Here is a 14,564-nt window from a genome sequence, read left to right on the forward strand (position 1 = left end):
CCGAAGGCGGCTGGGTACGGTTGGACGCCGAAACTATCGTTTACCCGCTACTCCCGGCTGGCGCAACGCCGGGCAGTGTCGGGCCGGTTGGCGCGGAATCGCTGGGATCGCTGCGGGCGAACACTTCCAGCACGGCCTTTTTGGTGCGCGCCGCTTCAATATGCCGCCGCATCAAGCTCGCCGCCTCGAGAAAATCACCGCGCTCGATAGCGTCCAGGATGTCGATATGCTCCTTCGCGAGCGCGCGCCGGGGCAACTGCTGGCGGGCCTGCCGGTATTCGGCGAGACGCCGCATCTGGTCGAGCCGGCGCAGTGTCTGCAGCGCAAAGCGGTTGCCCGACCACGCCGCGATCGTTTCGTGAAGGCGCGCGTTGGATTCGTACCGCTCGATGGGCGTCATTGCTTCGTGGCCGCCATCAAGAATCGCTCGCTGCTCCCGGCGCAATTCGCGCAGTTCCTCCAGAACGGGCCGAAATTTTGGACTGAGGATGCCGGCGGGCTCAATCGCGGCCCGAAGCGAATACATGTCGTCGTAGGCGTCAAGTGAATCGATCATCGGCAGGAAACGCCAGCCGTAACCCGCCTCCTTCTCAACCCAGCCCTCGCTGTGGGCGCGAACCAGTACCTTGCGCACGTCGCTTCGAGACGCCTCAAGCAGCCGCGTCAGGTCCGCTTCCGTCACCGACTCAGGCACCGCCCCGCGAAACCGCGCGTCGGCCAGTCGCAAATAAAGCGGGTCATCGGTGGAATTCAATTGCTCCAGCAGGTCCGCCGGCAGATTGTCGAATGGGGCCTCGACCGAGTAACCGCGATTCTTGTCGTAGCGCATGACACCGGCCTGGACCAGGCGGTCGAGCGCGACCCGGACCGGAGATCGGGATGTGCCGATCAGCCTGGCCAGCGTCCATTCCGGCAAGTGCGTTCCAGTTGCAAGCCGCTCGCGACGGACGTAACCGACAATTTCGCGAAGGGCTTTCTGTTGGCTGTGAGTCAGGTCTGAAGTCATGTTAAGTAAGCAGAACAAGCTCGCCGAATATACCTCTACGGAGTTCGACCGAGTAGCTTTTTAAGCTTGCACGACAACACACTTGCACTTACTATGCTTTTGTTGTTAAACAAACGCAATAAATTGAGCTGCCGCCCTAACTGCATTTAGGAGATATCACCGTGAGTCAATCGAAGGTTCGGGCCGTCTACATGCGAGGAGGCACCAGCAAGGGCGTGTTTTTCAGGGAAGACTGGCTGCCGGCGGACAAAGCGCTCCGGGACCGGCTTCTTTTGCGCGTGATCGGCAGTCCCGACCCGTACGGTCAGCAGATCGACGGCATGGGCGGCGCCACTTCCAGCACCAGCAAGGTCGTTATCGTGGGACCGTCGTCGCAAAGCGACTGCGATGTCGATTATCGTTTTGGACAGGTCGCGATCGACCGGCCGGTGGTGGACTGGTCCGGCAACTGCGGGAACCTCACGTCCGCGGTGGGCCCGTTTGCCATTGCGCAGGGTCTCGTCGATGCGCCTCGTGACGGCATTGCGACGGTGCGAATCTGGCAAGCCAATATCAATGCCAGGATTGTGGCGCACGTGCCCATGCGCGATGGAGCGGTCGTGGAAGAAGGCGACTTCGAACTGGACGGTGTGACGTTTCCGGCCGCTGAAGTCAAGATCGAATTTCTCGACCCGAGCGGCGAAGGCGACGACGACGGCGGCATGTTCCCTACCGGCAACGCCTCGGACCTGCTCGACGTTCCCGGCGTCGGTCCGGTCGAACTGACGATGATAAACGCGGGTAATCCGGCAATCTTCGTCGATGCCGCGACCCTCGGGCTCAACGGCAACGAGCTCCAGGCGGACGTGAACGGCAACGCCGAACTGCTGAAAAAAGCCGAGGCCATCCGCTCGAGCGCTGCTGTTCGCATGGGACTTGCGCGCTCGGCGGAGGAAGCCACCACATTGCGTCCTCACACGCCCAAGCTCGCGTTCGTTGCAAAGCCGCTCGGTTATGTATCTTCGAGCGGCAAGGCGATCGATACCTCATCGATCGACATCAATGCGCGGATTTTCTCGATGGGCAAGCTGCACCACGCCATGACCGGTACGGGCGCCGTTGCGATCGCGGTAGCCGCGGCTATCCCGGGGACGCTGGTGAACCGTCTTGTATCGACTGCCGCCGGTTCAGTGCGTTTCGGACATCCTTCGGGCAGCCTGCAGGTCGGTGCCGAGGCGCAGCAAACAGATGGCGTCTGGACCGTCACAAAAGCCGTGATGAGCCGCAGCGCCCGACGACTGATGGAAGGCAGCGTGCTCGTTCCGTCCTCGGTGTTCAAGCAATGAGTTCTGCGCAAACCGTATTGCGCGGCGCCTTCGCCGACGGGTGTGCTGCGGGCCGCGATCAACTTTGGAAATCCTGTTCTTGTACCCGGGCATCGAACGGCGAACCGCAAGGCATTTCCGTGGACCTTGCCACCGAACTCGCCCGGCAACTGTCACTTCCTCTCTAATGCGTCAAATATGACGCTGCTGAAAAAGCGGTGACGGGCGTCGCGACCGGAGAGGCCGACGTCGGTTTTTTCGCCATCGACCCTGTGCGAGGGAAAAACATCGTCGGCCTCGCCGCGATTGCTGTGCTGAGGTTCCATTGGCCCGCTGGTGGGCGCAAGTTCATAACCGCGCGGATGACCGCGGCAAGGCCTGCAATATCTACGTCCACGATTCCAGGTAAGCCTTCTCACAAGCGGCGGCACCAATCACCAATCAGGACGATATGGCGTCGACGCTTACGGGTAACCCGCGAGGTCTTTCAGATGTTTTCTTTGGACTGCAAGCAAACGCAAGAGAGCTCGCCCCACATACCAATGTCGCCGTAACTCCGGCTCTATGTCCGTCATCCGGCGAACACTCGGGATCCCAACGGCCGCAAGTTGCCGCGTGAACGAAACTAAAGTAATGACCTGCATTGCTTAACGTCAAACTATCCCGCGAGCTTCCCGCCATCGATAGACAGCGAGTGGCCGGTAAGAAACGCGCAGCCGGGTGATGCCAGGAAGACGATCGCGGCTGCAACCTCTTCGGGCCTGCCGAGGCGGCGTGCCGGGACATAGGCCTTCATGTAGTCCATGCGGTCTTTGGACCCGTTAGTCACGCGGTCGAGAAACTCCGTAGCGACGGGGCCTGGCGCTACCGCGTTGACCCGTACGCCAGTAGAGGCGACTTCGAGCGCCGCTGATTTAGTGAGCCCCTCTACCGCGTGCTTGCTCGCCGCGTAGATCGCGCCATTGGCCGTGCCGACTTTCCCGAGCACCGAAGATACGTTCACGATACTGCCGGCGCCCTGAGCCAGCATAACGCGCAACTCATGCTTCATGCTCAGCAGCGTGCCGAGCACGTTGGTCTCGAAGGTCGCCGCATAGGTTTCCGCGGTTTGCGATGTGAGCGGGCCGAAGGTGCCCTCCGTGCCGGCGTTGTTGACGGCAACGTCAAGGCGGCCAAAGCGTGCCACGGCCTGGTCGATCAGCAGCTTTACTTCATCGTCGTGGCGTACATCGGCGCGAACGTACTCGACCTCGGCGCCGAGGGCCCGGAGCTCGTGAACCAGATTGCGGCCAAGTTCGTCACGTCGGCCAGAGACGACAAGGCGAGCGCCCTTTTCGGCAAACGCGAAGGCGGTGGCGCGGCCGATACCGGTCAAAGCGCCGGTGATCAAAACTACGGGAGCAGACATGGAGGCCTTCTTCAATTGAAACATAGAGCTGACACCCGCGATCCGAAATGCCGGCACCAGTGTGAGTTAAGCGACTCACCATACCATATCGCCAGCTCAGTCATGTGTCAAGTTGAGTGACTTACCATGTCGTTGGGCTTACAATTATGCTTCTGCAAAAACGAGCATCCGAGAGCACATGAGGGATTGCAGTTATCACGAGAGGATCAAAGAGGAAAAACGCACGGCCGTTATCCACGCGGCGATGGAATTGTTCCTGGCGCAGGGATATGAGCGCACGTCGTTGCAGCAAATCGGGAAACGTGCGGATGTATCTACCGCCACGCTCTTCAAGCGATTTTCGACCAAGGCTGCTCTGTTTGAAGCCATGGTCGAGGAGTTCTGGGCCGTTCCGCCGCCGTGCCCAGATAACGCCCTGAGTGAAAATCCCGCCGTAGGCCTGCGAAAAATGGGCGTGAGCTACGCGCTCCTGATGCGCGGAGCAAACATGCAGGCAATTTATCGCCTGATTATCTCCGAGGCCATGCGATTTCCTTTTCTCGGCCAAACAGTCTATGACCGGGTCAAAGGCCCCTTTTTGAAACGCCTTGAAGACTATTTGCAGACGCAAGTCGCAGCTGGCCGGATGGCCATCGACAATATAGAAACAGCGTCTAATCAATTTCTCGCGGTTATCACCGGCCAGTCGTTCTGGCCCGAGCTAATTGGACCTGGCTGCGGTGGCACAAAAAAAGACGTTGAGCACGTTGTCGAGGAAGCGGTGAAACTCATGCTCGCTCGATACGCTGCGTGAAGCGATTCCCGGTACGCGCGCCTGACTGATAAGTTTTGCGCTTTCTCGCGAGTTACTAGCCGACAAATCCCTTCTGTGCATCTATGGAAAAAGCTATCGAGCGGCCACGAAAAATAATCCTGCTTTTTAGCGTTTCTTTAAGAATGCGGCATATGTGCGTCTAGCCGACATTCGTTCTGCATGGAGGGCCTGTGCTACCACTATGTTTCATTCTCACGTCTGCCAGCTTGTGTGACGGTAGTTAAATCAATATTTGTTGTCGTTTATAGACCGCAAAGTCGTGTGCTTGTTCTGTCCGCGAGTTGATCTGTGATCCGAATGCGAAAATTCATGTACGAATGGTTCCGGACGCTTTCTCAACAGTCGAAACACCGGCTGTCCCGGCCGCTGTCCCCGGATTAAATGCGCGCTGATTTCGTCGCGCTTAATGCAGTCACTCGTCTCAATGACCCGTTTCCGTCTTTGTCTCTAGGTATATTCGATCTTTTGCTCGGTATCGTCCCATTTTGTCGACGATGAAGGCTTCGACCTCTTGCAAAGAAGCGATCTTCTCCCGGATGACAACAAGCCTTGCGTCGAGGAACTCGATCGTTTGCTCCACGCTTGGAGGAGCATCCAGATAAGCCTTCAGAAGAGGCGCAATCTCTTTTAATGAAAAGCCCAGGCGTTGTGCGTCACGGATGTGCTCGATCGTGACAAGTATCGATGGGTCGTAGTCGCGATAGACGCGGCTCCCTGCGCTGCGTGCGGTCGAACGGAAGAGGCCCATCTTCTCGTAGTGGCGAATGCCATCCTTGGACAAGCCAGCAATTTTCGAAATCTCGCTTATGAGCATAACAATGGACTTGACTGTGGGGTTACTCGACACTTTATCCTAACCAGCGAAATTTTCATTCACACATTGGAGTGAACAGAGTGGGCCTTATCCAAAAACCCGTCGCTCTCGTTACCGGGGCCTCTTCCGGTATGGGGAACGACTTTGCACTGCGCCTGCTCGATGAAGGATATGTCGTATACGGCGCGGCGCGGCGTCTCGTGCGCATGGGCAACATCGAGGCCGCTGGAGGTATAGCGGTCTTGATGGACATTACCAATGATTCTGACCTGGTGGCATGCGTTGATCGAATCATTCGCGATCATGGCCGAATTGATGTACTCGTTAACAACGCCGGGTTTGGTGAGTACGGTGCGCTCGAAGACGTGCCGTTAGAAGTTGCACGCCGACAACTCGAAGTAAATTTGTTCGGTCCGGCACGGCTTACACAACTGTGCTTGCCATACATGCGGGAACGCCGCGCCGGCCGCATCATCAACGTTTCATCGATCGGTGGAAAGCTGGCGCTTCCTCTAGGTGGCTGGTATCACGCTTCGAAATTTGCCCTTGAAGGCTACTCAGACGCGTTGCGCAATGAGGTTCGCCCGTTTGGCATCGATGTCATTGTGATCGAACCGGGGGGTATAAAATCGGAATGGAGCACTATTGCCCTGGAATCAGCAAAGCGGCATTCGTCGGGAAATGCCTATTCCTCGCTTTCGAAAAAACTGTCGAAAGCTCTGGCGAATCAAACTGGTCAACCTGAACCCAAAGTCATCACCGATCTTGTAGTTGCTGCGCTGAAGGCAAAGCGTCCAAAGGTACGCTATTCCGGTGGTCATATGGCAAAGTCGTTGTTGTTCTTGAAGTGGTGCCTTCCTGATCGTCTCTTTGATTGGCTGATCATGTCCGCGCTTAAATAAAGACCTGGGAAATTTTGCTGGCAGAACGAAGCTTGCGCGTCAAACTACGGCGGTCAAGGCCATGGTTTGCGGTCGCGATTAATTTTTAGAGCCGCAGATTACCCAGACACTGTCTGGAAAATCTCCGCCTCCGGCCGCAATATCCCTGCTTTCAGACGCCTCGACAATACTCAAAGTGCCCTGGCTGCGGCATGTGCATGGCCGACGCCACAAAACCTGGGCATTTGCTCAACGATGGCAGGCGCGTCTCCGACAACAACCGAGTCGAATCGGTGCCCGCCCTACATGTTCAACGAGAGAGACCAATCTCCCTCATGGACGGACAGGTTAGCTGTCGGATGCCGGAATTAAAGTACACGTATCATGCGGCAGCGAAGACGGACATCGTTCTCCTTGAGGTGCCACCATGCTGAGATCTCATTCGACCAGATTTGTCAGCCCGCCGACAAACGTGTGCTCGTCGCTGCTGACGACGGGCACGCGGCGCTAACCGGCGGTGGTATGTATGCGATGCCATGGCACTGGCACGATTGCCTCATGTTCATCCAGCCCAGCCACGGCGCAGTCGAACTTTGCCACGAGGACCAGCGCGCGGGTACGTGGCTGTCGGAGGATCGTTTCGCCGTGGTTCCGTCTGGGCGTGCTCATCAAACGCGCGCGGGATGCGCTACCCATACGCATCTTGCGGTCTACGTGACGGGAGACGCGCTGCGCAAGCTTGATACCAAAGTCGGCTCGCTCGGGCGAATTCCGCCGGCGCATGCGCACACCCATCCTCGCGCGTCAAACCTCAGCCATTCGCGCCTTACAGGACCTCTCGCTGCGCAACGATCTGAGCGACTATGGCAACGCAGCCGTTCGCCAGGCTTTGTCATCGGCCTTGCTGATGCAGTGCATCGGCGAGATCGTCACCGGCAAGACGATGTCGGGCACCTCGCCGCGTGAACATGGCATGGCGCTGGTCGCCGATCTCGAGGCGTTTGTCATTCGCCATGCCGATCAGGCCATCCCGCTCGATACGCTGGAAGGACGCTTCGGCATTTCACGCCGCCACATCACGCGCTTGTTCCGTGAAGGCACCGGCATGTCGATCGGCGAGTTCCAGCAACGCACGCGCTACGAGAATGCCTGCCGGCTGCTCGCCGAAACGGATCTGCCCATAGGCGAAGTTGCGTTTCGCGTTGGGTCCGAAAGCGGCGCGGCGCTCGCGCGTGCGGTGCGACGCATTGGTGGCCATTCACCTTCGGCTCTGCGCACGACCATGGCCCGTTCGGTCAAGAAGTAAGGCCCATAGGGCCGCGCGCCACCGCGCCGATCTCCGTAATCTGACCGGATGGAAACAGATTCCCGGTCAGACGGGTTTGAACGGTCATGCAAGAACGTCACATAGTCGAACTCGTAAGCGTGTTCGCCGCCGGTCCCGGCGGCGGCAACCCGGCGCCCATCGTGGCCGACGCCGCCGGCATGTCCGACACGCAAATGCAGGCAGTGGCCCGGCGCTACGGTCATGAAAGCGGCTTCGTATTGCCGGCGCCCGCCGGTTCCGGCTGCGACTACGAGTTTCGCTTCCGGGTCCCCAACCACGAAATGTCGATGTGTGGCCACGCCACCATCGGCGCAGCGTGGCTGCTCCACCTGACCGGCCGCTTGCAGCGCGACCGGCTCGTCGTCCTGACGCGCAGCGGTCGCGTGTCGATCCGTATCACGGGGCGGGCGGGCGACGGCACCGTGGTCGAGATATCCCAGCCCGCTGGCCGTATCGAACCCTTGCCGGACACGCCAACCCTGCGCGACGACATCCTCGACGTGTTGGGCATCGACGCCGCGCAGCTTGCGCCGCTGCCAATCCAAAACGCCAGCACGAGCCGGGTCAAGACCCTAATTCCGCTTGCCAGTCCCGCGCATGTCGACGCCCTTCGGCCGCGCTTCGAGAGAATCGAGGCGCTGTGCGAGCGGCTCGGCTCGACCGGGCTCTATACGTACGCCACGTTCGACGCAGACCGTCAGATCTTCGACGCCCGGCAATTCCCGCGTGCCTCGGGTTATCCGGAAGATCCGGCCACCGGAATCGCGGCCTCCGCGCTGTCGTTCGGCCTCCTCGCCAATGGCATGGTCGAACCGTCCGCGCGCCTCATTACGATTCGCCAGGGACGCGCAATGCAGCGTCCGTCGCAGATATCCGTGCACTTCAATCACGAGACAGGTTCCACACGCGAGGGTCTGGACGGCTGCTGGCTCGCCGGCACAGTCCGGTTCGAAACAGACCTTGGCGCGGCGTCATGACGACCCGGTTGCTGGCGCGGATTGCGCAACTTGGCCTGACTTTGCCACCCGTGCCATCAGCACGAGGTGCATACGTGGGCGCGGTCGTCCACGACGATGTTGTGTACGTCAGCGGCCAGGTCAGCCGTGTCGGCGACGCGATCATCGCCGGTCCGGTCAGTGCCGACACGCGGCCCGATGTCTTGCGGCACGCAGCGCGCACCTGCGTGTTGCGTGCGCTGAGCGCGCTCGTCGCGACGCTGCCGCATGCGACGGCGATCGACCGCATTCTTTTTTTGCGCGGCTTCGTCAATGCCGTACCCGACTTCGCGAATCACAGTCAGATCCTGGACCATGCCTCAGCCCTTCTCCACGACATCTTCGATGAAAGCGGCCGGCATGCGCGCTCGGCACTCGGCGTCGCCAGTTTGCCGGAGAACGGCCTGCTCGAAATCGAACTGGTGGTCGCGCTCGCGCCAAGGTTTCGCATGGGCCGGCCAAAACGCGCTGGCCCCCGTCACGAGAACGGACGCTGACGCTGCACCCGTTCACCAAGGCACCGGACCGGCCTCGACGCGCTGGCCCGGCACGATCACCCAGCGTATAGGAAGCACCATGAACCGCCGTCAACTGTTGCAACTCGGCGGCGCAGTCGGGCCCGCCATGCTGCTGTCCCGTTCCGTGCAGGCAGCCGACGCCGAACTGGTCGTCGGCTCCAACGTTGGCGCTCCGCCATTCGCATTCAAGCAGGGCGACACCTATTCCGGCTTCGACGTGGAAGTGTGGGATGAAGTCGCGAAAGGCCTGAACCGCACGTGGCGCCTGCAGCCCATGGAGTTCGGTGCGCTGATCCCCGCACTCCAGACACATAACATCGACGTGATCGTGTCGCAGCTTTTCATCAAGCCGGAGCGCCGGCAGGTCATCGATTTCTCCGATCCGTACTACAAGAGCGGACTGATCGCGCTCACGCGTATCGACAATACGACGATCTACTCGGCGGGCGACCTCGCCGGCAAACATCTCGGCACCGAAACTGGTACGGTCGCCGTGGGCTACATCAAGGAGCACATCAAGGACGCCACACTGGAACAACTGCCGAGCATCAACAACGCACTTCTCGCGCTGGAAGGTAACACCAGACGGAACCATCAGCCGCGCGAACCGCGCGAAGACGAACTAGCCGCGAGCTCGCACAAACTCTTTTCCTCACCGACCGACCATCGAATTTTTTGATTGGAAAGGCAGATTGATATGAGCACGACGACTGAAAATCTTGCATCTATGGACGGCAAGTTTTGTCTTTCCCGAGCAGATGGACCGTTCGAAGCAGACCCGTTCCGCGACTGGCTGATCGCGCGACTTTGGTCTGGTCGAAGCGACCAACGGCGCCTACGGCGGTCAGATCACCCGCGCGAAAGAGCTCGGTCGTACCACCGGCCCGCACTGGCACCCGATGACGTTCCAGATGATTTACGTGCTGAAGGGCTGGGTCAAGTTCTGGTACGAACGTGAAGGCGAATTAATGCTCAAGGCCGGCGACTTCGTGTATCACCCGCCGCGTGCGGCGCACGACCTCCTGGAATACAGAACGGACTGCGCGCAGATGGCCCCCCCTTGATACCGACATACGCCGCTTTTTCACAGCCTCCGGGCTTCGTCCACTGCGCCAACGAGTTTTCGAAACCGGTAAGCGCACGCATCGTACTTTTCCTTCATGGCTAACTACGCGGGTCTGATACGCCGAAAGCCGGTGCACGCGCTGAAAAACGAATAGTGCAATGCCAGGACGCTAAAGACCTGTCGTCCATAGCCGATATTCAGTCACCGCGCGACCGTAGAACGTGGGTAAGTCCGGGCAAATACGCCGACTCCACCGCAAGCCTTTGACCCGGATTTTCCGCCGGCCCCACATCCCTAAACTGGAAACTATCAATGCGTCTCGTCCCAATTTTAGCCATCTGCGTCGTCCTTCTCTCAGCGTGTGCGGGAGCTCCGACCACCAATCCACTACCCGCCGACCGCGGACACGAAGTGGGCACGGTGCTCACTGCCGGTGTAAGCGATCTGCAGATCGATGCAGGATCGTTCGACATTTCTGCCGAAGCGAAGCAGGAAGTCGTCGGGGCATTCCGTGCCGAGTTGACGAAGATCGGTGTGCCCGTCGCTGCGTCCGGTGCGCCGGTCGTTCTTCACGTCACGGAATTCAAGACGCGGCCCGCCGCGGCACGAATCATGTTTGGTGCACTGTCCGGCAGCGACCACATCAAGGGAACGGTGACGGTCGCGGGAGCCACGTTTGAGGTGGCCGACACAGGCGTCACCATGATGGGCGGCCTGGGTGTCGTCGCGAGAAACGTGGGCAAGCAAACGGCAGACGGCGTAGGACAACTCGCCGGTGTGGCCACCCGATAGCAGGCGGAACATTCGCGCGCGGTCAGCGCATCCGCAGACCGCGTATAACCGTTGAAGACACGATGAGAAGGAAGCCGTCACCGGACATAAGGCATGCGCAAACCGAATCGTCGGTCGATGCGGCGATGCTTCGACGGGCGCTCGCTCTGGGGAACGTCCCGACAGTCCTCATGAGGCCGCAGTCGCCCCTTCCGGTCGGCCAGCCGCGGACTTCGAGCGGCGGCTATTCGAGGATGAGCTGCCGCACACGGCCACAGGCACTCCCCATTCAACCGCCTCCCCCGCCACTCATCCGCAGATGCGATCCCGGTCATGCAAGCGTTGCATCCAGTAGGGAAAGGGAACCGACGGCTCAGATACTTTATCGAGCCGCGCGCACTGTTCGGCGGTTAATGCGAAATTCTGTGCGTCGAGGTTAGCTGCAAGTTGCTCGCGCGTGCGGGCTCCGACGATGACAGAAGTGATCTGCTCGCGCGCTAGCAACCAGCCTAACGAGACTTGAGCCGGCGTGGCCGCCAGTTCGTCGGCGACTTCACGCAATACTGCGAGGATCGGCTCCGCCCTGACTAGATCGACCGGCGGAAAGTCGAGTTTCGCACGCCGCCCGGCAGCTTCGCCATTCTGCGAGTACTTGCCGCTCAGGTAGCCACCTGCGAGCGGACTCCAGACCAGAAGCCCGATTTTGTTTGACGCGGCAACCGGCATGATTTCGTGTTCGATATCGCGGCTCGTCAGCGAATAGTGCACCTGATTGCTCACGACATGAGCCCGATCGGTACGGGACGTTATGCCGATGGCTCGCTCGAGATCGGCTGCACTGAAATTGCACACGCCAATGTGACGGACCTTGCCTTGGGTGACGAGATCGTCCAGCACACGAAGCGTCTCGTCGAGCGGAACGAGCGCGTCACGGTCATGCAACTGGAACAGGTCGATGTGATCGCGACCGAGTCTCTTCAGGCTTGTCTCGACCGAGCGCATGATGTGTGAGCGGCCCAATCCCACTTCGTTCTGGCCCGTGCCGGTGCGTAACCGAACCTTGGTCGCGACGAGCATTCGATCTTCGTCCAGCCCCAGCGCTTTCAGCACATGGCCCACGACCTCCTCTGAGCGGCCCTGCGAATAGGCGTCCGCCGTGTCGATCAGATTGACGCCACGCTCCACGGCCATCGCGACGAGCCGGGCGGCCTGATCGCTGTTCAAGCCGGCAATATTGCCCCAGATGCCCGAGCCGGCACCGAAAGTCATCGCGCCCAGGCTCAGCCGTGAAACGCGTAGACCAGTTCTGCCAAGCGTGTTGTATTCCATCGTGTATTCCTTGTTTGAACGAAAACCTGATGCATCGGTAGAGCAAGGCCCTGAGTCCACGCGCCGCGCTATCGGCTCTGGTCAGGTTCGACGCGACACAAGCTCGCCCAGAACGGTCTCCAGTTCGACGTGGCCGCGCAAGATTCCATCGGAACTGTTTTCGAAATCGATCCAGCCTTCGTTGAAGCCGTCCAGCATGCGCATGCGCGGTAGAGGATGCTTCATGCCCTGCGTGCGGAACAGCGCTTCCCACGTCTGCCTTTCGACGACTTCTGCACGTACCTGACGACGCAACACGCCGGCGAAAACCGCTGCGAGATCGTTAGGACTCACCCGGCGTGGACCTTCAAGCTCGACGACGCGCACCCCGCGCCACGTCTGCTGCAGCAGTTCGGCAGCAACGCGGCCCACGTCCGCGGTGGCGACCATCGGCACCGGCTTGTCGAGCGGCTGCAGGTAACTGGCGATGACGCCATCGTCGCTTGCACACGCAACATCCCATGCGGCGTTCTCCATGAACCAGCCAGGCCGAAGGAACGTCACGGGCATCGGCATCTCGCGCAGCGCCTGCTCCATCAGCGTGCGTTGAGTGAGCAGGTTGACTTCGTCGGCCTGTGCGCCGATCGTCGAGAGGCAAACAACCTTGTCGGGCCGTGCCTTCAGTAGTGCTGCGGACACAGCGTCAATCACTGTGCGCGCTTCCGGAAACCCGGGCTCCGGATCGAACTCCGAAGGCGGCAGGATGAAAACGCCCGTCGCGCCTTCGAACGCGGCGGCGAGCGACGAAGCGTCTTCCATGAAAGCCGTCGTGATCTCGCAACCTCGCTCTGCCCACGCCTGTGCCCGCGTCGCATCGCGCACGACTGCGCGCACCGGCTGACCAGCAGCCAGCAGTTCGCGGGCCAGTGCGCCGCCCACCTTGCCGGTGATTCCTGTGATTGCATACATTGCTCGTTCTCCTGTGTGGATATATCGGGTGACGCAGCGTCGACGTGCCGACGGCCAATCGCTCACGCGCGACGCAAACCGTCGTAAAACGCCTGCTCGAACTGTCCGTAGAGGTTCACTACGCGCGCATCGTAGAAGGGCAGCATCTGCGTAAAGAGTGATCCGGCGACACGCTTGACCGGATCCATCCAGAAGTAGGTGTTCAACAATCCGGCCCAACTCACGCTGCCTGCGCTTCGTCCGTGGGGTCCTTGCTCTGTATTGATGTCGAACGACAGCCCCCACTCGTGCGCGGCGCCCGGAAACTGATCGAAGCTGTTCGACCACGACGGCTGCGCCGTCCTCATTTCCGTGACCTGCAGATCGCCAATGTGATTGCGGAACATCGTCGCGACGGTGTCGCCGCGTAGCACGCGTTCGCCGCGATATGTGCCGCCGTTCAACAGCATCTGCAGGAACGCCATGTAGTCGCGCGGCGTGCTGAAGAGCCCGCCTCCGCCCATGAAAAATTCGGGGCGCTGATTGATCTCGAACGGCTCGGGCGCGAGTGAGCCGTCCGCCTGACGCCTATGCATGGTGGCGACGCGCTGCTTCTGCTTGCTGCCGATGAGAAAGCCCGTGTTGCGCATGCCCAGCGGATCGAAGATGTGCTCGCGGAAGTAGACTTCCAGCGACTGATCGGTCACGGCCTCGACCAGTTTGCCGACCCAGTCCATGCTGATGCCGTACTCCCAGCGCTCGCCCGGCTCGAACTCCAGCGGCGCCGCGAATGCACCGTTCATCGAATAGCCGATGTCCGCCATGCCCGTTACCTTCTCGTACCGGCTAAGCTCGTCGCTCCAGATGCTGTACGTGAAGCCGGAGGTATGCGTGAGGAGATGGCGCACCGTGATCGCCTTGCGCGCAGGACGCAGCCTGGGCTGCCCGGAGACGTCGAATCCATCGAGGATCTGAGGCGACTTCAACTGCGGCAGGATGTCGCCCGCGGGTTGATCCAGCCGCAGTCGGCCCTGTTCGATGAGCTGCATGCACGCGGTTGCGGTGATCGCCTTTGTCATCGACAGGAGCCAGAAGACTGTGTCAGGACTAATGGCCTCGCCAGTGCGGGCGTTCGCCCGGCCACACGCTCCCTCGTAAACCAGTCCGCGGTCGGTTGCGCCCATGGCGACAACAGCGGCAACCGTGCCGTCGCCCACCGCCCGTTGCAGGCATTGATCGATCGAACTGTAGGCCGGGTGATGCGCCAGCGCGGCGTCGCCATGAGCACGCTGCGATACTGCCCGCGCGTCGCGGCTCGCGACGCCACCAAGTGTCGCGAGAGCCAGCAGGCTCGACGCTCCCTTCAGAAGACGGCGACGATCTGTTTGAACTGCCATTTTTCGT

The 14,564-nt window shown here is 60.3% G+C and carries 15 protein-coding genes; 9 read left to right on the forward strand and 6 right to left on the reverse strand.

Annotated features, from left to right (window positions below; all coding sequences use genetic code 11):
* Positions 1-40: 40 nt before the first annotated feature.
* Positions 41-1,006, reverse strand: a complete 966-nt coding sequence (locus BGRAMDRAFT_RS21715) for a GntR family transcriptional regulator (RefSeq protein WP_006050978.1) — start codon at positions 1,004-1,006, stop codon at positions 41-43.
* A gap of 161 nt (positions 1,007-1,167) precedes the next feature.
* Here BGRAMDRAFT_RS21715 and prpF point away from each other — a divergent pair, with 161 nt between their 5' ends.
* Positions 1,168-2,331, forward strand: a complete 1,164-nt coding sequence (gene prpF, locus BGRAMDRAFT_RS21720; RefSeq protein WP_006050979.1) for a 2-methylaconitate cis-trans isomerase PrpF — start codon at positions 1,168-1,170, stop codon at positions 2,329-2,331.
* A gap of 637 nt (positions 2,332-2,968) precedes the next feature.
* Here prpF and BGRAMDRAFT_RS21725 read toward each other — a convergent pair.
* On the reverse strand, positions 2,969-3,718 hold the full coding sequence (locus BGRAMDRAFT_RS21725) for an SDR family NAD(P)-dependent oxidoreductase (protein ID WP_006050980.1): 750 nt from the start codon (positions 3,716-3,718) through the stop codon (positions 2,969-2,971).
* Positions 3,719-3,896: 178 nt separating this feature from the next.
* Between BGRAMDRAFT_RS21725 and BGRAMDRAFT_RS21730 the strand changes: the two genes are divergently transcribed.
* Positions 3,897-4,511 carry a TetR/AcrR family transcriptional regulator gene (locus BGRAMDRAFT_RS21730; RefSeq protein ID WP_006050981.1) on the forward strand — a complete coding sequence of 205 codons (615 nt, stop codon included), beginning with the start codon at positions 3,897-3,899 and terminating at the stop codon, positions 4,509-4,511.
* A 442-nt stretch (positions 4,512-4,953) separates the two neighbouring features.
* On the opposite strand, the gene BGRAMDRAFT_RS21735 is transcribed toward BGRAMDRAFT_RS21730, so the two are convergent.
* Positions 4,954-5,379 (reverse strand): MerR family transcriptional regulator, encoded by a 426-nt coding sequence (locus BGRAMDRAFT_RS21735; RefSeq protein WP_198143926.1) that lies wholly within the window; start codon positions 5,377-5,379, stop codon positions 4,954-4,956.
* A 47-nt stretch (positions 5,380-5,426) separates the two neighbouring features.
* On the opposite strand from BGRAMDRAFT_RS21735, the gene BGRAMDRAFT_RS21740 reads away from it, so the two are divergent.
* The 7 genes from BGRAMDRAFT_RS21740 to BGRAMDRAFT_RS21770 all read left to right on the forward strand — a co-directional run bounded on the left by BGRAMDRAFT_RS21740 (position 5,427) and on the right by BGRAMDRAFT_RS21770 (position 10,925).
* Positions 5,427-6,248, forward strand: a complete 822-nt coding sequence (locus tag BGRAMDRAFT_RS21740) for an oxidoreductase (RefSeq protein ID WP_006050983.1) — start codon at positions 5,427-5,429, stop codon at positions 6,246-6,248.
* Between the two features lie 760 nt (positions 6,249-7,008).
* Positions 7,009-7,533, forward strand: a complete 525-nt coding sequence (locus BGRAMDRAFT_RS21745; protein WP_006050984.1) for a helix-turn-helix domain-containing protein — start codon at positions 7,009-7,011, stop codon at positions 7,531-7,533.
* Positions 7,534-7,619: 86 nt separating this feature from the next.
* On the forward strand, positions 7,620-8,531 hold the full coding sequence (locus BGRAMDRAFT_RS21750) for a PhzF family phenazine biosynthesis protein (RefSeq protein ID WP_006050985.1): 912 nt from the start codon (positions 7,620-7,622) through the stop codon (positions 8,529-8,531).
* Positions 8,528-9,046 (forward strand): RidA family protein, encoded by a 519-nt coding sequence (locus BGRAMDRAFT_RS21755; RefSeq protein WP_044021598.1) that lies wholly within the window; start codon positions 8,528-8,530, stop codon positions 9,044-9,046. The genes BGRAMDRAFT_RS21750 and BGRAMDRAFT_RS21755 overlap by 4 nt, the downstream gene beginning before the upstream one ends.
* Before the next feature lie 79 nt (positions 9,047-9,125).
* Complete coding sequence (locus BGRAMDRAFT_RS21760) at positions 9,126-9,746, forward strand: transporter substrate-binding domain-containing protein (protein ID WP_006050987.1); 621 nt, start codon at positions 9,126-9,128, stop codon at positions 9,744-9,746.
* A 169-nt stretch (positions 9,747-9,915) separates the two neighbouring features.
* Positions 9,916-10,131: a cupin domain-containing protein gene (locus tag BGRAMDRAFT_RS33850; protein WP_269745258.1), complete on the forward strand. Its 216-nt coding sequence runs from the start codon at positions 9,916-9,918 to the stop codon at positions 10,129-10,131.
* Between the two features lie 413 nt (positions 10,132-10,544).
* Positions 10,545-10,925: a hypothetical protein gene (locus BGRAMDRAFT_RS21770; protein WP_029969354.1), complete on the forward strand. Its 381-nt coding sequence runs from the start codon at positions 10,545-10,547 to the stop codon at positions 10,923-10,925.
* A gap of 288 nt (positions 10,926-11,213) precedes the next feature.
* Here the strand turns inward: BGRAMDRAFT_RS21770 and BGRAMDRAFT_RS21775 are convergent, their stop codons facing one another.
* The 3 genes from BGRAMDRAFT_RS21775 to BGRAMDRAFT_RS21785 form a co-directional block, all read right to left on the reverse strand.
* A complete protein-coding gene (locus BGRAMDRAFT_RS21775; protein WP_006050990.1) occupies positions 11,214-12,233 on the reverse strand; it encodes an aldo/keto reductase in 1,020 nt (339 codons plus the stop codon).
* Between the two features lie 81 nt (positions 12,234-12,314).
* Positions 12,315-13,181: an NmrA family NAD(P)-binding protein gene (locus BGRAMDRAFT_RS21780; RefSeq protein ID WP_006050991.1), complete on the reverse strand. Its 867-nt coding sequence runs from the start codon at positions 13,179-13,181 to the stop codon at positions 12,315-12,317.
* Positions 13,182-13,243: 62 nt separating this feature from the next.
* Positions 13,244-14,557, reverse strand: a complete 1,314-nt coding sequence (locus tag BGRAMDRAFT_RS21785; protein WP_006050992.1) for a serine hydrolase domain-containing protein — start codon at positions 14,555-14,557, stop codon at positions 13,244-13,246.
* Positions 14,558-14,564: the final 7 nt, after the last annotated feature.

It is taken from the genome of Paraburkholderia graminis C4D1M, assembly GCF_000172415.1.
Classification (GTDB): domain Bacteria; phylum Pseudomonadota; class Gammaproteobacteria; order Burkholderiales; family Burkholderiaceae; genus Paraburkholderia; species Paraburkholderia graminis.

What these genes read in the sequence shown, in the direction of transcription:
- BGRAMDRAFT_RS21715 (WP_006050978.1), bottom strand. Translation starts at nt 1,006, where the DNA reads ATGACTTCAGACCTGACTCACAGCCAACAGAAAGCCCTTCGCGAAATT.
- BGRAMDRAFT_RS21725 (WP_006050980.1), bottom strand. Translation starts at nt 3,718, where the DNA reads ATGTCTGCTCCCGTAGTTTTGATCACCGGCGCTTTGACCGGTATCGGC.
- BGRAMDRAFT_RS21730 (WP_006050981.1), top strand. Translation starts at nt 3,897, where the DNA reads ATGAGGGATTGCAGTTATCACGAGAGGATCAAAGAGGAAAAACGCACG.
- BGRAMDRAFT_RS21745 (WP_006050984.1), top strand. Translation starts at nt 7,009, where the DNA reads ATGCGCACACCCATCCTCGCGCGTCAAACCTCAGCCATTCGCGCCTTA.
- BGRAMDRAFT_RS21750 (WP_006050985.1), top strand. Translation starts at nt 7,620, where the DNA reads ATGCAAGAACGTCACATAGTCGAACTCGTAAGCGTGTTCGCCGCCGGT.
- BGRAMDRAFT_RS21755 (WP_044021598.1), top strand. Translation starts at nt 8,528, where the DNA reads ATGACGACCCGGTTGCTGGCGCGGATTGCGCAACTTGGCCTGACTTTG.
- BGRAMDRAFT_RS21760 (WP_006050987.1), top strand. Translation starts at nt 9,126, where the DNA reads ATGAACCGCCGTCAACTGTTGCAACTCGGCGGCGCAGTCGGGCCCGCC.
- BGRAMDRAFT_RS21775 (WP_006050990.1), bottom strand. Translation starts at nt 12,233, where the DNA reads ATGGAATACAACACGCTTGGCAGAACTGGTCTACGCGTTTCACGGCTG.
- BGRAMDRAFT_RS21780 (WP_006050991.1), bottom strand. Translation starts at nt 13,181, where the DNA reads ATGTATGCAATCACAGGAATCACCGGCAAGGTGGGCGGCGCACTGGCC.
- BGRAMDRAFT_RS21785 (WP_006050992.1), bottom strand. Translation starts at nt 14,557, where the DNA reads ATGGCAGTTCAAACAGATCGTCGCCGTCTTCTGAAGGGAGCGTCGAGC.